Annotated in this window: 13 protein-coding genes; 10 read left to right on the top strand and 3 right to left on the bottom strand. The window is 67.8% G+C overall.

Annotated elements, in window-relative coordinates; translation table 11 throughout:
• Positions 1 to 136 precede the first annotated feature (136 nt).
• Both MT490_RS11095 and MT490_RS11090 read left to right on the top strand, forming a co-directional pair.
• Complete coding sequence (locus tag MT490_RS11095) at positions 137 to 1,687, top strand: HNH endonuclease (protein WP_297387288.1); 1,551 nt, start codon at positions 137 to 139, stop codon at positions 1,685 to 1,687.
• A complete protein-coding gene (locus tag MT490_RS11090; protein ID WP_297387286.1) occupies positions 1,687 to 2,142 on the top strand; it encodes an SMI1/KNR4 family protein in 456 nt (151 codons plus the stop codon). Before MT490_RS11095 ends, MT490_RS11090 begins: the two co-directional genes overlap by 1 nt.
• A gap of 220 nt (positions 2,143 to 2,362) precedes the next feature.
• On the opposite strand, the gene MT490_RS11085 is transcribed toward MT490_RS11090, so the two are convergent.
• Positions 2,363 to 4,657, bottom strand: a complete 2,295-nt coding sequence (locus tag MT490_RS11085; RefSeq protein ID WP_297387283.1) for a TonB-dependent receptor — start codon at positions 4,655 to 4,657, stop codon at positions 2,363 to 2,365.
• Between the two features lie 355 nt (positions 4,658 to 5,012).
• On the opposite strand from MT490_RS11085, the gene MT490_RS11080 reads away from it, so the two are divergent.
• Positions 5,013 to 7,460, top strand: coding sequence for a TonB-dependent receptor (locus MT490_RS11080; RefSeq protein ID WP_297387280.1), 2,448 nt, complete (start codon positions 5,013 to 5,015; stop codon positions 7,458 to 7,460).
• Positions 7,461 to 7,544: 84 nt separating this feature from the next.
• Here the strand turns inward: MT490_RS11080 and treA are convergent, their stop codons facing one another.
• Positions 7,545 to 9,080 carry an alpha,alpha-trehalase TreA gene (gene treA / locus MT490_RS11075; protein ID WP_363321744.1) on the bottom strand — a complete coding sequence of 512 codons (1,536 nt, stop codon included), beginning with the start codon at positions 9,078 to 9,080 and terminating at the stop codon, positions 7,545 to 7,547.
• A gap of 368 nt (positions 9,081 to 9,448) precedes the next feature.
• Here treA and MT490_RS11070 point away from each other — a divergent pair, with 368 nt between their 5' ends.
• The 5 genes from MT490_RS11070 (at position 9,449) to MT490_RS11050 (ending at position 14,697) form a co-directional block, all read left to right on the top strand.
• On the top strand, positions 9,449 to 10,483 hold the full coding sequence (locus MT490_RS11070; RefSeq protein ID WP_297387277.1) for a sulfate ABC transporter substrate-binding protein: 1,035 nt from the start codon (positions 9,449 to 9,451) through the stop codon (positions 10,481 to 10,483).
• Between the two features lie 29 nt (positions 10,484 to 10,512).
• The gene (cysT, locus tag MT490_RS11065; protein ID WP_297387275.1) at positions 10,513 to 11,352 is read left to right on the top strand and encodes a sulfate ABC transporter permease subunit CysT; all 840 of its coding nucleotides are present in this window, start codon (positions 10,513 to 10,515) and stop codon (positions 11,350 to 11,352) included.
• Positions 11,352 to 12,185 carry a sulfate ABC transporter permease subunit CysW gene (cysW, locus tag MT490_RS11060; protein WP_297387272.1) on the top strand — a complete coding sequence of 278 codons (834 nt, stop codon included), beginning with the start codon at positions 11,352 to 11,354 and terminating at the stop codon, positions 12,183 to 12,185. The genes cysT and cysW overlap by 1 nt, the downstream gene beginning before the upstream one ends.
• A complete protein-coding gene (locus MT490_RS11055; protein ID WP_297387269.1) occupies positions 12,182 to 13,216 on the top strand; it encodes a sulfate/molybdate ABC transporter ATP-binding protein in 1,035 nt (344 codons plus the stop codon). The genes cysW and MT490_RS11055 overlap by 4 nt, the downstream gene beginning before the upstream one ends.
• 116 nt (positions 13,217 to 13,332) lie before the next feature.
• On the top strand, positions 13,333 to 14,697 hold the full coding sequence (locus tag MT490_RS11050) for an alginate export family protein (RefSeq protein WP_297387266.1): 1,365 nt from the start codon (positions 13,333 to 13,335) through the stop codon (positions 14,695 to 14,697).
• A gap of 16 nt (positions 14,698 to 14,713) precedes the next feature.
• On the opposite strand, the gene MT490_RS11045 is transcribed toward MT490_RS11050, so the two are convergent.
• Positions 14,714 to 16,756 carry a TonB-dependent receptor gene (locus tag MT490_RS11045; RefSeq protein WP_297387262.1) on the bottom strand — a complete coding sequence of 681 codons (2,043 nt, stop codon included), beginning with the start codon at positions 16,754 to 16,756 and terminating at the stop codon, positions 14,714 to 14,716.
• A 194-nt stretch (positions 16,757 to 16,950) separates the two neighbouring features.
• On the opposite strand from MT490_RS11045, the gene MT490_RS11040 reads away from it, so the two are divergent.
• Both MT490_RS11040 and MT490_RS11035 read left to right on the top strand, forming a co-directional pair.
• Positions 16,951 to 18,177, top strand: a complete 1,227-nt coding sequence (locus tag MT490_RS11040; protein ID WP_297387260.1) for a helix-turn-helix domain-containing protein — start codon at positions 16,951 to 16,953, stop codon at positions 18,175 to 18,177.
• A gap of 183 nt (positions 18,178 to 18,360) precedes the next feature.
• Positions 18,361 to 19,374, top strand: a complete 1,014-nt coding sequence (locus MT490_RS11035; protein WP_297387258.1) for a LysR substrate-binding domain-containing protein — start codon at positions 18,361 to 18,363, stop codon at positions 19,372 to 19,374.
• The last annotated feature ends 110 nt before the right edge of the window (positions 19,375 to 19,484 follow it).

Genomic DNA, 19,484 nt, shown 5'->3' with positions numbered 1-19,484 from the left:
GGCAACGGCACGATTGCGGACATCGCCGCTTCCCGGGGCCGCCCTTTAGTCGTTTCGACTAGCCGGAATAGGCGGATCGATTAGCCCGGGCATCGCACCTGGGGCTTATTCTCGGGAGTACGAATCCGGTTGAAGGGTGAAGATCGTGCTCGATCAGACCAGTTCCGTCGCCACGCGTGACAGCGCCACGACCAACGCGTCCTCGCCGACGCCGGAGACGGCGGCGCATCAGGTGCTGGAGGCCAATCGCGACACGCAACAGGGCCTCGACATGGCCGGCCTGAAACGGGATCTCGATCGCGCCCGCTTTCAGGACCCGGCGCAGGCCGACGCCATCACCGCCGCGGTCGAACGGCAGCTCACCCCGGTCCAGCGCGGCGAACTGGCCAGTGCCAGCTATTCGGTGGATGCGCCCGATGGCGGCGCGGTCAGCTTCAACAGCAACGGCCAGCGCGTGTCCGAACTGCGCGCCGCCGCCGAGGGCACGCCCGCACGCCAGCTCTACGATCGGCTCGACAGGGTATTCGGCGACGGAAATGTCGCCAGCGACGACGTCGCCGCGATAGAGACGGGCCTGCAGCGCATGATCGCCAGCGGCCAGACGCTCGATCAGGTCGAGAGCCAGGCCGCGGCATCGCAGCCGACGGCAGCGCCGCAGGGTCCCGATCCCGTTCAGCTCGGGCTCGACCTGACCCAGATGGCGCTCGACATCGGGGGGATCGTGGATCCCACGGGGATCGCGGACGGCGGCAATGCGGTGATCTCGGCCGGTCGTGCGATCGGGTCGCTCTTCTCCGGCGATTTCGGTGGGGCCGGCGGCCACGCGGTGAACGGCCTGATCTCCGCCGCCGGCGTGCTGCCGCTGGCGGGCGATCTCGCCAAGCTCGGCAAGATCGGGAAATGGGCCCAGACGGTCTCCGACGCCGTCTCCGCCGTCGCCCATAATCCTGCCCTGCGCGGTGCGCTGGAGCCCGGCCTGCGCGCGGTGTCCGATGCGGTGAACCAGATCCCGCAGGGGGCGTTGGACGCGCTGCCGGCCTCCGCGCGCGAGTCGATCGAGCGCATGAAGACCCAGCTCGACGAGTTCTTCGCGGGCGGCGCGCGCGCGGCCGACAATGCGGCCGGCGCGATCGTCGACACCGCCAATGTCGGCCGCAAGGTGACGATCAACGGCCGCGAGGTCACGATCGGCGCCGCGCCCGAAGTCGCGCGCCGCGCCGACGGCCGCCCGCTCGCGACCAACGCCAACGGCGACCAGGTGACCTTGCGGCAGCCGGGTGCCAACGGTACGACCCGCGTCGACAATCCGGACGGCACGGTAACCTATACGAGGAACGGCGAATCGGTGCGGTACGACGCCAACGGCTTCCCCCTCTTCGACTCGACCCGCGCGGATCTGTATCTCCCGCCCGACAAGATCGTGGTCGGCAGCCGCGAGACGCATTTCACCGCCGCCAACCGCATGCTGGCCGAAAGGACCGACGACCAGTTGCGCGGCGCCGGCTTCAGCAATGCCGACATCGCCAATATCCGCGCGGGCAACACGCCCGACAATTATACCTGGCACCATCACCAGGATGTCGGCCGCATGCAGCTCGTCCGCACCAGCGAGCATGAGACCTTCTCCGGCGGCCACACCGGCGGCTGGAGCTTGTGGGGCGATGCCGCGCGCTTTACGGTGGAGTGATGGATATGATGCCCTGGGATGCGACCAGCGGACCCGCCCCGGCGCAGGTGCCGCCCACCGTGGTCGAGCGCAAGCTGGCGGAGCGCGGCGTCGCGCCGCCGCCCGGCTATGCCGAGTTCGCGGTAGCGAACGGCGGCAAGCGTTTCGCTTCGGGCCAGAACTATATCCGCGACAAGGAACGGGGAGAACCGACCGGGCTCAGCACCGTCTTCCACTATGACGAGGCCCAGCCTCGCTATTCGGCTGCCGACATCTGGGAGCAGAATGAAGGGGAGCTGGATCCGAAACTCGTGCCGATCGCGACCACCAACTATTCGGGCCTTGTCTGCCTCGACTATCGGGGGAGCGCAGACCCCAAGGTGGTCAGCTACGACTTCGAGGCGGCGGAGGGGCGCGAGATCACGCTGCTCGGCGACAGCTTCGAGGATTTCCTGACTCGGATCGGTCCGAAATAAGAGCGCGGATCCCAGTGCCCGGTCAATGACCAGGGGGCATTCCGTTTACCGGCCTGTGCATGACCCGTGCGACAGGTCCTGCTTACTGGGCTTGCCCCGGCCATAGGGCTGCACGCGTCGCCGGGCGTCGGTGGTCACTGGGGCTGGCGATGCCTGAGGAAAGTGGAGGAGTGACGGACGGATCCTCCCCCAGCGAACCGGGGGAGGATTTCGTTCGCGGTTAGAACCCTGCCTTCAGCGTCACGAAGAACTGCTGCGGAGCGCCGACCATCAGCGTCTGGTTGTCGCCCGAATTGCCGAAGCCGTTCGTGCCGATCGTCGCGACGTACTTCTTGTCGAACAGGTTGGTGGCATTGCCCTGGATCTCGAGGGCGTGGCCGCCGAGGTCGAACTTGTAGCCGATCGTCGCGTCGACGACGACGCGGCCGTCCACCGACTGGTCGTTGGTGTAGGTGAAGTAGCGCTTGCTCATATAGTTGGCGCCGATCCGGGCGTTGAACCCGGCATAGTCATAGGTCAGCTCGCCCTTGAGCAGATGCTTGGGCGCGTCGACCACGGTCTTGCCCTTGGTCGCGGCGAGCAGGACGCCGGCCGCGTTGGTGACGTTGTCGCGATAGGTCGAGTCATTGTAGCTGTACGACACGAAGGCGCCGAAGCCGCTGCCGAGCCGGAGGTCGCCGGTCGCCTCGAAGCCGACCGAGCGGACGTCGCCGACATTCTGCAGCGTCACCGGATTGCCGACGATGCCCGCGCCCGTCGTCACGCCGAGCAGGCGGTTGCGGAAGTTGACATAATAGCCTGCGAGCGAGCCGGTGAACGGCCCCGAGCGGAAGCGGCCGCCGAGCTCATAGGTGTCCGACTGCTCGGGCTCGAGCTTGGTCGAGCCGCCGAGCAGCGCGTTGAAGCCCGCCTGGGTGGTCGCGAACGGCCCGGTGGTGGCCGAGGCGGTGAAGGCGCGCGTCACCTGGGTGAAGCCGCCGAACAGCTCGGCGCCGGGCGCGAGTACGTAGGCGAAGCCCGCATGCGGCTGGAACCAGTCGGTGACCTTGATCTTGCCCGAGGCAAGGCTGGCCGCGACGACCGGATTCGCCTGGTTGCGGACCTCGAAGCCCTTCCAGCCCAGGTTCACCGTCAGGTCGCCGAAGGTCAGCTTGTCCTGGACATAATATTGGAAGGTGTCCGTCTTGTAATCGAAGTCCCACTGGGTCGCGAAGGGGTTCGACTGGAAGTCGAGGCTGTCGCGGCCCGGCTCGGTGCGGCTGCTGAGCGCATAGAAGCGGCGTGCCTGCTGGAAGTCGTTGCGCTCGTACCAGAGGCCGACGCTGACCTGGTTGAAGCCGAAGGTCGCGCCCACGTCGCCGAACGCGCCCTTGCGGTCCATGTCGTACTCGGTGGTGCGGATCGAGATCGGCGAGGCGCCGCCCGGGCTCGGCACGTAGGGCGTGTACCACAGGCCCTGGCCGTGGTTGTTGTGGTAATAGCCCTTGAGGTTGTAGCGCAGCCCGCCCTCGCCGCCGCCTTCGATCCCGAACGAGGCGAGCCAGTCGCGGCGCAGGCCGGCGGCGTCGAAATAGGCGTCGTCGACGGTCGCGAAGGGCGCCGGATAGACCGTGCCCGCCGCGGCGTTGCTCACTGGCGCGCCGGTCTCGCCGCGGTTGTTGGCGATGTCGGCGACGCGGACTGCCAGCGCATAGTCGTTCGAGATATTGTCCCAGTCATAGCCGAGACGGTTCAGCATCCCGAGCGACAGGTCCTGATAGTCGTTCTCGCGGCGATCCGAATAGCTCAGCGTGCCGACGAGGCGCACGTCGCCGCCCACCGGTGCGACGATCTTGGCATTGGCCTGGTTGGTGCGCTGCGAGCCCCAGCCCTTCCACTTGTCCATGTCCGAATAGACATAGGAGACATAGCCGGCGACGCCGTTGCCGAGGTCCCCGGTCTCGAGCCGGCCGAACAGGCGGACGGTGTTCTCGGTGCCATAGGTACCCTGGGCCTGAAGGCCGAAGCTGTCCGAAGGATCGCGCGAGAAGAATTCGAGCGTGCCGCCGAGATTGTTGGTCGCCTGGGTGCCGATCGAGCCGGAGCCCTGCGACACGCGGACCTCGCCGATATTCTCGCTGGTGATCGCGCGGCTGATGTGGAGGCCGTTGACGTTGCCGTAGCTCGCGTCGCCGAGCGGGATGCCGTCGAGCGTGAAGCCGAGTTGGTTCTGGTTGAAGCCGCGGATCGAGACGCGCTCGGCCCATTCATAGGCACCGAACGGATCGGCCGACTGGAAGTTGACGCTCGGCAGCTTCTCGATCGCCTTGAGCGGGCTGGTGCCAGCGGCGAGCTCGGCGATGTCCGAGGCATCGAGCTGCTGGACCTGACGGGTCTCGCCCTTGCCGATCACGACGATCTCGCTCTGGCCCACCATGTCGTCGGCGGCAGGCGCGGCCTGCTCGCTCTGCGCGAAGGCGGCACCGGAAATGAGAAGCGAAGTGCCGGCCAAGAGGCAGGCTGCAACCTTACGCATGGGCTATTTTCCCCGAGATGATCGCGGACCCCGCGTCCGCTCTCGTCGCGGCTAGGCATTGTGCGTTGCAGCATGGAGAAGCGCCGATGGCGTTTCGGAGACAGCTGCATGACGTATTGCGGACACGCTACGGACGCATGCTCTACGCGGGCGTGGATTTCCGGTTCTGAATGCTGGTCCCCGGGGCATCATCGATGGGTGGGAGACGGGACGACCGCAGGGAACGACGGAACGTGCCTGATATCCGGGCAAGTCCTTGTGGCGTCGATTGAATCCCGACTCCGGCGAATGGTAATCTGCGGCCGGGGAACCCAATCCCGCGCAGGCAATGCCCGGGGCCATAAGGGAGGATCTTATGAAAAGTCTCCGCAGCACACTCAACCTGCTCCTTCTCGGCGCCGCGCCGGCCGCGCTGATGCTGGCCGACCGCGCCGCCGCCCAGACCACGGACGCGCAAGCGACCCAGGCCGAAGCGAACGTCGCGAGCGAACCGGACGGCGACGGCGAGGAAATCGTCGTGGTCGGCACGGCCGGCGGCGGGACGCGGCGGCAGGATGCCGCCTTCGCGGTCACCACGCTGAGCAGCGAGGCGATCGAGCGCGCCGCACCCAACAGCACCGCCGACCTGCTGCGCACGGTGCCCGGCGTGATGGCCGAGAGCTCGGGCGGCCAGAACGGCGCCAACATCTTCGTGCGCGGCTATCCTTCGGGCGGTGACGCGCAGTTCGTCACCTTCCAACTCGCCGGCGTGCCGATCTTCCCGCCGCCCACCTTGTCGTTCCTCGAGAATTCGCAGCTGATCCGCCTGGACGAGACGGTGCAGCGGGTCGAGGCGGTTCGCGGCGGCACGGGTTCGCTCTTCTCGAACGGCCAGCCCGGCCTCACCGTCAACGTCGTGCCGCGCACCGGCGGCCGCGACTTCCACGGGCTCGGCAAGGTCTCCTATACCGATTTCGGCGAGATCCGCGGCGATGCCTGGGTCTCGGGTCCGCTCAATGAAGACACCGGCTTCATGATCGGCGGCTATTACGCCCAGGGCAACGGCGTCCGCGATCCGCAGTTCCGCGCCGAGAAGGGCGGGCAGGTCACCGCCAACATCCACCATGATTTCGACAATCGCGGCTCGGTCGAGATCTATGCGCGCTACCTGAACGATCACGGCCAATGGCTGCTGCCGATCCCGATCGTCCAGAACGGCAGCGAGATCAGCGAATATCCGGGCTTCAACGCCGGCACCGGCGCGCTCCCCGGGCGCGAAACCCGCGTCACGACCAATCTGGTCGGCCGCACCGTCGACCTCGCCGACGGACGCGGCGCCGACGTGTTCAACACCGGCATCAACTTCGAGTACGAAGTCGCCGACGGTTTCCGGCTGCGCGAGCGTCTCAGCTATCTCGGCGGCAATGCCGATACGGTGGGGCTGGTGCCGGCCGAAGCGCCGATCGCGGCTTCGGACATGGCGGTGACGCTGGGCGGCGCGGGCTCGACGATCGCGAGCCTCGGCTATGTCGACGGGGGTGGCACGCTCGCGGCGACCACGCCGGTGATGCGCGCCGGCGTCTGGGAGGTGCGCAAGAAGATTTCGTCCTTCGTCGCCGATACGGGCTTCGAATGGACCGCCGGCGCGAACAAGCTGACGGGCGGCTTCTACTATGCCAACTATACCTCGCGCGACAGCTGGTCGCTCGGCAACCAGTTGCTGCTCACCGGCGAGCCCAATGCGCGGCTGCTCGACATGACGCTGAACGGCGGCCGGACCGCGACGCTGAACGGCTTCACCAGCGGTCCGGGCTTCATCGTCGACGGCCGCTACGACGGCAGCGACTATGCCTTCTACGCGGTCGACGAGTTCCAGATCACCCCCGAGCTGCGCGTCGACGGCGGCGTGCGCTGGCAGCGGCACACGGTGAACGGAACGATCCGCACCCCGGGCGGGACCGTCGACCTCGACGGCAACGCCGGCACGCTCTACGACAATGCGGTCTCGGTGTTCGGCGGCCCGCGCCGGATCGACTATTCGGATTCGGCCTGGTCGTGGACCGCAGGCGTCAACTACGACGTCACGCGCCAGATCGGCCTGTTTGCGCGCTACAGCCGCGGCAACAGCTTCCCGCAGTTCGACAATCTGCGCGACGCCTCGGACGCGGACATCGCGAACGACACCGGCCTTGCCGTCACTGCCGAAGTCGAGACCTATGAAGGCGGCCTCAAGGTCTCGACGCCGCTGGTCAACCTCTACGCCACTCTGTTCCACAACAAGTTCGACGGGCTGGCGACCACCCAGCTCGTCAACAACGTGCCGCTGAGCCAGATCGGCGGCGCGAAGGCGACGGGCGTCGAGATCGAGGGCGCGATCCGGCCGTTCCGCGGCTTCAGCCTGTCGGCAGCGGGCACTTGGCTCGACGCGAGCTACGTGGATTTCTTCACCGGCGGCGGCACGATCGACAACACCGGCAACCGCGTGCAGCGCCAGCCGCGCTGGGCGTGGCGCGTGACGCCGGCTTATGAGCTCGATCTCGGCAGCGTCCGGCCTTCGATCTTCGCCACGCTGCAATATACCGGCGACCGTTTCTCGGACCCGGAGAACAACCAGCTGCTGCCGCATTTCTACCAGCTCGACGCTGGCGTCTCGGTCGATGTCGCCGAGCGGATCAAGCTCCAGGTGACCGGCAACAACCTGACCGACGAGATCGGCCTCACCGAAGGCAATCCGCGCATCATCGGATCGCAGGGATCGGGGCCGATCCTGGCGCGGCCGATCCTCGGCCGCTCGTTCCGCTTCAGCGCGGCGCTAAGCTTCTGATCATGCCCCGTCCTCCGGCTCCGGCCGGAGGGCGGGCCCATGCTCGTCCAGCATCGTCGGTGGGGGGAACGGCCCGGCCGACCCTCAATCGCGTCGGCGCTCGCGCATCAGATCCGGCCAGCGCTCGTCGATCGCGCTGAAGACGCCGTTGGTCCATCCGAAGCCGTCCTGGGTGGGATATTCCCCGCCGCCCCCGGGCTTGCGCTCCTCGACATCGTATTTTTCGAGCATCTTGCCCGTCTCGGCATAGGTGCGCGCGACGGTGTCCGCCCAGCGCCGCGCGATCTCGCGCGCCAGATCGGTCTGCCCGTATCGCGCCAGCCCGTCGATCGCGACCCATTGGAGCGGTGCCCAGCCATTGGGCGAATCCCATTGGAGCCCGGTCCGGCTGGTCGTGGTGCGCAACCCGCCCGGCGCGAGCAGCGTGCGGCGGACGGTCGCCGCGACGCGCGCCGCCTGGCCGGGCGTGGCTGCGCCGACGAACAAAGGGAACAGCGTGGCGGCGGTGAGCGCCGGGGTCGGTCGCTGCGCGATACGGTCCCAGTCGGCGAAACGGCCTTCGCGCGCGACCCAGAGATAGCGCGCGATCGCAGCCTTGCGCCGTTGGGCAGACCCCGCGAATTCCGCGGCGCAGGCGGTATCGCCCGCGGCGGCGCAACGGGTCGCGATCCGCTCTTCCATCGCCAGCATCAGGCTGTTGAGGTCCACGGGAACGATGTCGATCGTGCGGATGGTGGCAAGCGAGCGGCCATCGGCGAGCCAGCGACTGCTGAAGTCCCATCCGCTCTCCGCACCCGCCCGCAAATTGCGCTGGACGAGCCTCGGGTCGCGCCCTGCGGCCCGTGCTTCCGCCGCGGTGGCGACGTCCTCCGCAAAGGATTCGTCGCGCGGGGTGTCGCGATCGTCATAATAGCGGTTGAGCAAGCTGCCGTCCGGCATGCGCACCACCCGCAGGCACGCGCCGCCGGCATCGAGGCAGGCCGCGCCCTTCATCCAGAAGGCATGCTCGCGGCGGAGCGCGGCCAGCCTGCGCGCCGCCGTCGCGGGATCGGCGTTCCGCGAGAGATCGAGCATCAAGGCGAAGAAGGGCGGCTGCGAGCGGCTGAGATAATAGGTCCGCATGCCGTTCGGGATGTGCCCATGCTCCTCGATCGACGCAGTGAAGGCTTCGAGCATCGATTCGATGAGCGGCTGCTGGCCGTCGACGGCCAGCCCGAGCATGGTGAAATAGCTGTCCCAATAGTAGATTTCCCGAAATCGACCGCCGGGGACGACATGCGGCGCCGGGACCCGCAATGCCGAGCTTCCGGGCGCGGGAGAGACGGGTTGCCGGATCAGCATCGGCCACAATGCCCGGACATGCTGGCGTACATCGGTCGCCGCGTGGTCGTTGACGCCGGGCACGGTGAAGTTGGCGAGCACGAAGGCGCGAAGGGCCGTCGGATCGGCAGGCTGCTGACGTCTATAGTCCGCCAATATCGCCCGAACGTCGCGCTTGGGAACCGCGTCGACGAAGGTCTTCCCGTCCGGGAAGACACGTTTGGTCTGCACTGCCTCGAACAAGGGGCCCAGCAGCTCGGCGGGCGATTGCTGCGCGAGCGCCGCAGTACTCATGAGCACGAGTGCCAATGCGCCGAGGATCGATCGTGCTCGCTTCAACGCTACGCCTCCGTACCTCAGGCCCACAGGTTAGCGCCTCACGCCGGACTGTTCCATGCCGGCCGCGTCCTCCGCGGTGATTTCGGCTCTCGAGCCCGTCTGACCATCGCAAGGCGGTAGCGACCGGTCGGGCCCGCGGACCTCGACGGTGCGGCGGACACGCTCAAGGATGCCGCCACGATCGCAGCTTTTGTTTGCGCCGCCGAAGCCTTGCTTCGGTTGATAGTCCATCGGAATAGTAGGATATTACGCTCTCGGTTCCGGGCATCCGGGATCTTTGCGGGGGAGGCGCACGTTGCTGACGGCGCCGTCCAATTGGGGAGGTACGCATGAATTTGGGCAAAGCAGGAAAAGCGACGGCGATGGCGCTTGCGGCGCTTCTCGCGGCATGTTCGGGCGGCAATTCCCAGGGGCCGGGCGGCAAGGGCACCCAGCTCCTCAATGTCTCCTACGATCCGACCCGCGAGCTCTACCGTGACGTGGACGCGGCCTTCGCCGCCAAATGGAAGGCGGAGCACGGCCAGGACATCACGATCAACCAGAGCCATGGCGGCTCGGGCAAGCAATCGCGCGCGGTGATCGACGGTCTCGAGGCCGATGTGGTGACGCTCGCGCTCGCCTATGACATCGACGCGATCGCCGAGAGGACCGGCAAGCTCCCGAAGAACTGGCAGAGCGCGCTGCCCGACAACAGCGCTCCCTACACCTCGACGATCGTGTTCCTCGTCCGCAAGGGCAATCCCAAGGCGATCCGCGACTGGGGCGATCTGGTGAAGCCCGGCGTCCAGGTGATCACGCCCAATCCGAAGACGAGCGGTGGCGCGCGCTGGAACTTCCTCGCCGCCTGGGCCTATGGCCGCACGCTCGGCCGCTCGGAGGCGGGCGCCGAGGACTATGTGAAGCGGCTCTACACCAATGTGCCGGTGCTCGATTCGGGCGCGCGCGGCGCGACGACGACCTTCGTCGAGCGCGGCATCGGCGACGTGCTGCTCGCCTGGGAGAATGAGGCATTCCTCGCGCAGAAGGAGCTCGGCGCGGGCAAGTTCGACATCGTCGTGCCCTCGCTCTCGATCCTCGCCGAGCCGCCGGTGGCGGTGGTCTCGGGCAATGCCCAGAAGCGCGGGACGACGGCTTTGGCGGAGGCCTATCTGCGCTTCCTCTACACGCCCGAGGGGCAGGAGATCATCGCGCGCAACTATTACCGGCCGCGCGACCCGGCCGTCGCCGCCAAGCATGCCGCGACCTTCCCGACGCTCAACCTCGTCACGATCGACAAGGATTTCGGCGGCTGGCAGACGGCGCAGGCGCGCTTCTTCGCGGACGGCGCGGTGTTCGACCGGATCCAGGCAGGGATCCGGCGCTGACCGCGATCGCCACCCCCGTGCGGCCAAGGATGCGGCGCGGCGCCTGGCTGCGCCGCCGATCGGTCATCCCCGGCTTCGGGCTGACCTTCGGGTTCACGCTCGCCTGGCTGGGGCTGATCGTGCTCATCCCGCTCAGCGCGCTGTTCCTGCGCGCGGCGGGTCTCGGCTGGGCGCAATTCGCCGAGGTCGGTCTGTCCGAACGTGCCCTCGCCGCCTATCGGCTGAGCTTCGGCGCCGCGCTGATCGCCGCCGCGGTCAACGCGGTGTTCGGGCTGACGATCGCCTGGATCCTCGTGCGCCACGACTTTCCCGGCAAGCGCCTGGTCAGCGCGGTCGTCGACTTGCCCTTCGCGCTGCCGACCGCCGTCGCGGGCATCGCGCTCACGACGCTCTATGCGCCCAATGGCTGGCTCGGATCCTTGCTCGCGCCCCTGGGCGTCCAGGTCGCGTTCAAGCCATTGGGCGTCGTCGTCGCTTTGATCTTCATCGGCCTGCCCTTCGTCGTGCGCTCGGTCGAGCCGGTGCTCGCGGACCTCGGCGCCGATGTCGAGGAAGCGGCGGAATCGCTCGGCGCGAGTCCGCTCCAGACCTTCCGCCGCGTGATCCTCCCCGCGGTGTTCCCGGCGCTGCTCACCGGCTTCACGCTCGCCTTCGCGCGCGGCGTCGGCGAATATGGCTCGGTGATCTTCATCGCGGGCAACATGCCCTATGTCTCGGAGATCGCGCCGCTGCTGATCGTCACCCAGCTCGAGCAATATGACTATGCCGGCGCCACCGCGATCGCCGTGGTGATGCTGCTCGCGTCGTTCGCGCTGCTGTTCGCGATCAACCTGATCCAGGCCTGGGCGCGGCGCAGGATGGCCGACTGATGGCGCGCCGCCGTCCCGCCCGCGGCGTGGGCCGCTTCGCCGTGCTCGCCGTCGGCCTGGCCTATCTGGCGCTGTTCCTGCTGGTGCCGCTGATCGCGGTGTTCGTCGAGGCGCTCGCTCGGGGCATCGGCGCCTATGCGCAGGCGATCGCCGATCCCGACGTGCTCTCCGCGATCCGGCTGACCTTGCTCGTCGCGGCGATCGCGGTTCCGCTCAACCTGGTCTTCGGCGTCGCCGCGGCCTGGGCGGTCACCAAGTTCCAGTTTCCGGGCAAGAGCATGCTGATCACGCTGATCGACCTACCCTTCTCCGTCTCGCCGGTCGTGTCGGGGCTGGTGTTCGTGCTGCTGTTCGGCGCGCAGGGCTGGTTCGGATCCTGGCTCCAGGCGCACGACGTGGAGATCATCTTCGCGGTTCCCGGCATCGTGCTGGCGACCGTCTTCGTCACCTTCCCGTTCGTCGCGCGCGAGCTCATCCCGCTGATGGCGGAGCAGGGCAGGGCCGACGAGGAGGCGGCGATCTCGCTGGGCGCCAGCGGCTGGCAGACCTTCCGGCACGTGACTTTGCCCAATATCCGCTGGGGGCTGCTGTACGGCGTGCTGCTGTGCAATGCGCGTGCCATGGGCGAGTTCGGCGCGGTCTCGGTCGTCTCGGGGCATATCCGCGGCAAGACCAACACCATGCCGCTCCATGTCGAGATCCTCTACAACGAGTACAACTTCGTCGCGGCGTTCGCGGTCGCTTCGCTGCTGGCGCTGCTCGCACTCGTCACACTCGCGCTCAAGAGCCTGCTCGAATGGCGCTACGGCATTCGCGAAAGGGCAGGCCATTGAGCATCGGACTCGACCGGATAACCAAGACGTTCGGCGACTATCCCGCCATCCGCGACATCAGCCTCGAGGCCGAGCCCGGCGAGTTCCTGGCGCTGCTCGGCCCGTCGGGATCGGGCAAGACCACGCTGCTCCGGATCATGGCGGGGCTCGAATTCCCGGAGGAGGGAAGGGTCTCGTTCGAAGGCGAGGACATCACCGCGCTCAGCATCGCCAAGCGCCGCGTCGGCTTCGTCTTCCAGCACTATGCGCTGTTCAAGCACATGACCGTCGCCGCCAATATCGGCTTCGGCCTCTCGGTCCGCAAACGCCGCGACCGCCCGTCGCGCGCCGCGATCAAGGCGCGCGTCCAGGAGCTGCTCGATCTCGTCCAGCTGGGCGAGCTCGGCCAGCGCTATCCGGCGCAGCTCTCGGGCGGGCAGCGCCAGCGCGTCGCGCTTGCCCGCGCGCTCGCGGTCGAGCCCCGGCTGCTGCTGCTCGACGAGCCGTTCGGCGCGCTCGACGCATTGGTGCGCAAGGAATTGCGCCGCTGGCTGCGCGAGCTGCACGACCGGGTCGGGCTCACTTCGATCTTCGTCACGCATGACCAGGAGGAGGCGCTCGAGCTCGCCGATCGGGTGGTGGTGATGAACCAGGGCAAGATCGAGCAGATCGCGACCCCGCATGAAATCTACCACAATCCGGCCAACGCGTTCGTCTTCGCGTTCGTCGGCGAGGCGAACTGCGTGCCGGTAACCGTGACCGACGGCCGCGCCGCCTATCTCGCGCATGTGCTCGATCTGCCCTTGCCCGCCGGTGCCGCGGGCCCGGGCAAGCTCTATTTCCGCCCGCACGAGGCCGAGCTGGCTGAAGGCGGTGCGCCGGGCCTGCCCGCGGTGATCGCCCAGATCCGCCCGCGCGGTGGCGGCGTCCGGGTCCAGGCCGCGGTCGACGGTCTCGACGTGCCGATCGAGCTCGATCTCGTCGCGCGCGAGGGTCTCGCGCCGGGCAGCCCGATCGCGATCCGGCTGCTCCACGCGCGCCTATTCCCCTGACCGGTCGGGCAGGCTTGAAAGGCGTGGAACATCTCCGCTAACCATGTGCCACCGGGGACGTTGCAACCTCCCGGCGAGGCCACGGCCGAAGCGTTGCGTCACAGGAGACGCATCCCATGTCCCGTTTCGCCTTTTGCGGCGCCGCTTCCCTGTTCCTGATCCCGTCGGCTCCGGCCGCGGCGCAGACTCTCCATGACGCGGTCGGCGCGCCCGAAAATCTGAAGCTCTCGGCGTCGATGCGCGTCCGCTACGAAGTGCTGGACGGGCAGGTTCGCCCCGGCTTCGCCGAGAGCGAGGATCTCGTCAGCATCCGCACGACCTTGTTCGCCGAATATGACAGCGGACCGATCCGCATCGGCGGCGAACTCTACGACAGCCGCGCTTATGGTGTCGATCCCGGCAGCGTGATCGGGACGAGCGAAGTAAACGCCCTCGAACCGGTCCAGGCCTATCTCGCCGCCGATTTCGTCAATCCGTTCGGGCGCGGCAGCTCGGCGACGCTGCAGGCGGGCCGCTTCACGCTCAACCTCGGCTCGCGCCGCCTCGTCTCCGCCGACGACTATCGCAACACCACCAGCGGCTATACCGGTCTCCGCGCCGATCTCCGGACCCGCGACGGCACCTCGGCAACGCTGATCTACGTGCTGCCCCAGACCCGGCTGCCCGACACGCGAGCCGGCATTCTCGCCAACCGCGTCGAGCTCGACCGCGAGGATTTCGACACGCGATTGTGGGGCGGGCTCGTCACCAAGCCGCGTGCCTGGGGCAAAGCTGCGGTCGAATTGGGCTATTTCGGCTTTCTGGAGCGTGACGCCCCGGGGCGTCCGACACGCAACCGCCGGCTCCACAATGTGGACGCGCGCGTGATCCGCGAGCCCGCGCCCGGCAGGTTCGACTTCGAAGCCGAGGGCATCTACCAATTCGGCAGCATCCGCGCGAGCATCGCACCCACCGCACCCGAGCTCGACGTCTCGGCCTGGTTCGTCCATGCCGATATCGGCTATTCCTTCGCCGGTGGCTGGAAGCCGCGGCTTTCGATCGAATACGACCATGCCTCGGGCGACGGCCCCGGCGCCGGCTACGGCCGCTTCGACACATTGTTCGGAATGCGCCGACCCGATTTCGGGCCCTCCGGCATCTACGCCGCGATCGGGCGGACCAATATCCGTACCATCGGCGTGCGGCTCGAGGCGCGTCCGACCGCCAGGACCGAAGGCTTCCTCGGCTACCGGCCGATGTGGCTCGCGAGCCGGACCGACAGCTTCTCGACCACCGGCGTACGGGATCCAAGCGGCGCATCCGGGAATTTCGCCGGGCACCAGCTCGAAGGCCGGCTTCGCCACTGGCTGGTTCCGGAGCGGCTGCGCGCGGAGGCCAATGGCCTGTGGCTGGCCAAAAGGGGCGTGTTGCGGAACGCGCCCAACGCGCCGCGCACCGGCGATACGCTCTATCTGTCGCTGGCGCTGACCGCGACCTACTGACCCGCGGGTACCGCTCCTAGAGGCTGTACCTTATCCCGATTCGAAGCGTGCGCGGCTCGACGACGCGGCTGAGGCGTCCCTCGACGGGCGACGCGTCGAAGGCGGGAATATAGGATCGGTACCAATAGGCGATGTCCCTGTCGCGGCTCCCCAGCAGGTTCAGCACCTCGGCATAGACCTGGAAATCGCCGAACTTGCGCGCGCCGCGCAAGTTCACGACGTCGCTGCCGCGGTCGCGCTGGGAATTGTCCTCGATCAACGGATAGGCACCGAGGTGGCGGAGGCGGAGGCTGGCTTCCCACCGGTCGGTGACCAGGGAGATCCCGGCCGAGGCCGCGTTCTCGAAGGCATTGGGGATATAGTCGCCATTGTCGTAGCGCGCGTGGCTGGCGGTGTAGTTGGCGTCAATCGCGAGCCAGGGAAAAGGGCGCCAGAAGGCGACGATCTCATAGCCGCGGCGATGGCTGGCGCTGCTCGGCTCGACCGCATTGGAATCGCCGACGAACCGGAGCTCGCTGCCGAGGTTCAGCCACCACCAGGTCGCAGTGATCGACAGCCGGTTGAACTGAAGCCGCGCGCCCAGCTCCTTGCCCGTTCCGGACACCAGCACCGGCACCGGCGTCGCGGTCACGGCACCGCGCACGTCGTTCGAATGGAAGCCGCGGCCCCAGCCGGCATAGAGCTCGATCCTGTCGTCGAGCTGATAGGCGAGCTGGAGCTTCGGCGACAGGATGGCGTCGTCGCCCGAGCCTTGGCCGAGCGCCGCGGCTTCGGCATCGAGCGCGCGCGCGGAATAATGATAATAGTCGCCGCGCAGGCTGCCGATCAGGCGCAATCCCTTGGCGGGGCGGAAGGTGGCCGATCCGTAGAGCGCCGCCGAGGCTTCCTTGACGCTGTAGAGGCCGAACGAGTTCACGAACTGGCGCGCGGCGCTGTGCTGCACGCCGACCCGAGCGATATCGTCGTACCGGTTCTCGGTGCCCAGCGTGAGCTCGATCGTGTCGCCGAGCGACCAGCTCTTCTCGCCGGTCAGGCCATAGACGCGCCGCTTGTCGATCTGGTGGATCTGCGCGCTGGTCCCGTCATCGGCGGCATATTCGGGGTTCGAGAACATGTTCCAGTCGTAGAACTGGGCATAGGCGTTCACGCGCCAACTGGCGCCGGAGAGCCGGGCGTTGACCACGAAGCGCGTGGTCTCGCCGGTGGCGGTCGGATCGGGCGAGCAGAACCTGTCCGCGCAGACCAGGGAGCCGATGATCCGTTCGGGTATCTGCTCGGTGGGCCGCCAGGTGCCGCGATAGCCGTGCGCCGAAAGCTCGAGCATGCCGATCCCGGTCGCCCGGCTATATTTGGCGAAACCGGCATAGTGGCGCAGGCGCTCGGGCTGCTGCCACGGCCCGTCATAGATGCGGTATTCGCCCGCGAAGGTCAGGTCGCCGCCGACCGCGTTCACCGTGCCGCCCGCGGCGAGGCGCCGGTGCCCGTAGGAGCCGAGCTCGGCCGAAAGCCAGGGACGCGCATAGCGATCGATCGTCGTCATGTACGCGGCGCCGGCCAGGGCGAAGTCGCCGCCATCGGCGCGATACGGCCCCTTCCGGAAATCCTCGCGGTCGATGATCTCGGGGATGAGGCCGTTGAGGTCGAGATAGCCCTGGCCATGGCCATGGGTGCGGAAGTTCATCTGCACGCCGTCGATATAGGTGGTGAAGTCCGAGCCGTGATCGAGGTTGAAGCCGCGCAGGAAATACTGGTTGGCCTTGCCGCTGCCCGAATGCTGGGCGGCGACCATGCCGGGCACCGCCTCGAGCAGTTCGGCGGTGCGCAACAGCGGGCGCACGAGCAGGTCGGAGCCGCCGATCGTGCCTTCGCTCGCGGACTGGGCGATGCCGATCTTGAGCTCGCCCCGGCCGAACACGACGATCTCCTCCTGATCGTCGTCCGCGGGCCCCTCCGCAGGATCGGCGGTCTCGCCTGTCGTATCACTCCGTTGGCGCCGGTCGTCGGCAAGGGCGGCGGCGCAGCCGGCATGCAGCAGAAGCAATGCGGCAGTCGCACGCAAAGCGAGACGGGACGAAGGATTCACGAAAGGCTCCCCAATAGGTCGGACCGCGGTCCGTCCGGGGTTTGCGGGAGTTCCGCTTCGGAACGCTCGCGCGTAACGGTTCCAGCAACGTTCATGAACGTTGTCGCGCCCCAAGAAATCCCATGCCGTCGCCCGCTTTCCGGCGGGCGATTTGCCGGTAAAAGAAGGGCATGTCCGATCCCGCGGCGCTGAGCAGGGCAATCGAGGCGGCCCGCGGCGATCCGGCGCTGGGCCGTTCGACGCTCGTGCGCCGGCTGTTCGACTATCTGGCAGAGAGCAGCCTCGCCGGACGATCGCCCAAGGAATCGGAGGTCGCGATCGAAGTCTTCGGCCGGCAGCCGGACTTCGACCCCTCGCGCGACGCAGTGGCGCGCGTCTATGTCCACAAGCTTCGCCGCCGACTGGAGGCGATCGGCGACGGCCAGGGGCTGACCATCCCGCGCGGCGAGTATCGGCTCGCGCTGCGCGAGAAGGCCCCGCCGGTGCGACGCCCGCAATGGCTGCGCCGGGCGGGTCTCGCCGTTGCCGCGGTAGCACTGGCGAGCCTCTGCGCGGTGGGCGCATGGACGATCATGGCCGCGAATGCCGGGTCCTCGGCGCCGGCGCGGCTCGCCGACGTCCAGCCGTGGAAGGCGGTGACCGGCAACGGCAAGCCGACGATCGTCGCGATCGGCGACTATTACATCTTCGCCGATATGGGGCCGGGCGGAGGCCCCGGCCGGCTGGTGCGCGAATATACGGTCAACTCGCCGGAGGACCTCAACCAGTTCGCGCGCGACAATCCGGAGCGCTCGGCGGGTTACAGGGATCTGGGGCTGCACTATCTGCCGGTGGGGAGCGCCAGCGCGGTGATGAACGTCACGCTCGCGCTCCAGGGCGCGCGCGACCTTCGCGTCTTGCCCGTGTCGAGCCTCACCCCGGCGATGCTGCGCGACAGCAACATCGTCTATGTCGGCTATCTCAGCGGCCTCGGCCTGCTCCGCGACGCCACCTTCGCTGGTTCGCGCTATTCGATCGGCGAGACCTATGACGACATCGTCGACAACCGGACCCGACAGCGGTTCGAGAGCGGCGGCGGCGCGCCGCACCGGGGCGACGCCATGTATCCTGACTATGGCTATCTGGCGACCTTCGCCGGCCCTACCGGCAATCGCTTCGTGATCGTCGCCGGCACGCGCGACGCGGCGCTCATGCAGATGGGCCAGAACGCGGTCAGCCGCGGCGTCCTGGACGATCTTGCCCGGGCCGGCGGCAAGGCCGGGGCGGCGGAGGCGCTGTACGGGATCAACGGCATGGGCGAGGTCAATGTCGACAGCCGCCTGATCCGCGCCGGCCCGCTCGACCAGGCGATCATCTGGGAGCGCGGCGCCGCGGGCAAGCCCTTCCCAGCGGGCTGAAGAACAGCGCGCCCGCGCAGCCAAGCTCAGCTTTCGCCGTCCCAACAAAGAGTAGGATATTTATTCCTACTGATCAGATAGGATTTACCTTGGTGACGAAGGGGTAGAATCCATGATCGAAAATCCTCTTTCGGCGAAGGAGCGGATGCGCCCCGCCAGCGCGCAGGGCGGCGAGGCGCGCGGATGAATTTCCAGCAGCTCAAATATGTCCGCGCCGCGGTGCAGAACAACCTCAACCTCACCGAGGTCGCCAACGTGCTGTTCACGTCGCAGTCCGGCGTGAGCAAGCAGATCAAGGAACTCGAGGCCGAGCTCGGCTTCGAGATCTTCGTCCGCCGCGGCAAGCGGCTCGTCGGCATCACCCCGGCGGGCGAGAATGTGGTCCGGGTGATCAACAGCCTCCTCGCGGAAGCCGACAACCTCAAGCGGCTGTCGGAGCAGTTCACCCAGGAGGATCACGGCCGGCTGATCATCGCGACGACGCACAACCAGGCGCGCTACGTCATCCCGCCGACCTTGCTGCACTTCACCAGCCTCTACCCCAATGTCGAGATCGAGCTGCGGCAGGGCTCGCCCAAATATGTCGCCGAGACGCTGGTGCGCGGAGAAGCCGATATCGGCGTGGCGACCGAGGCCGTCGACGCTTTTCCCGAGCTCGAGACGCATCCCTGCTTCACCTGGGAGCATGTGGCCGTGGTCCCGCCGCACCATCCGCTGCTGGACAAGGCCGATCCGACGCTGGCCGACATCGCCGAATATCCGATCATCACCTACAATCCCGGCTTCTCGGGCCGATCGAAGATCGACGCCGCGTTCGAAGCGGCGGGCGTGGCCCCCGATGTCCGGCTCACCGCGACCGATGCCGACGTCATCAAGGCCTATGTCGAGCTGGGTCTCGGCGTGGGGATCGTCGCGCAGATGGCGATGACCGATCAGCCGAGCGAAGGGCTCATCGCGGTGCCGGGCTCGAACGGGCCCTTCGGCATCAGCACCACCAAGGTGGCGATCCCCCGCGGCGTGCTGCTCCGCAACTACGCCTATCGCTTCGTCGAGGCGCTGGCGCCGCATCTCGATTCGGCCGTGCTGAGCGGCGCCCGGCGAGGCGCGCTCAATCGCCCGGAGGCACTGCTGCCCTTCTCCGACTGGCGCGACCTGCATTTGCCGCGCGAGACAGTCGCCCTGGCCGCGATCGGCTGAGTCGCGCCTAGCGCGTATCGGTCTTTCAGTCCTCCCCCGCCAGGGGGAGGTGGCACGCGCAGCGTGACGGAGGGGGCGGAAGCACTGGGCTCAATTGGAGAGTGCGCCGC

The organism is Sphingomonas sp., assembly GCF_026460985.1.
In the GTDB taxonomy this organism is placed as follows: Bacteria; Pseudomonadota; Alphaproteobacteria; order Sphingomonadales; family Sphingomonadaceae; genus Sphingomonas.
Note: the sequence above shows the minus strand (reverse complement) of the source record. Positions and strands in the feature narration are given on the sequence as shown.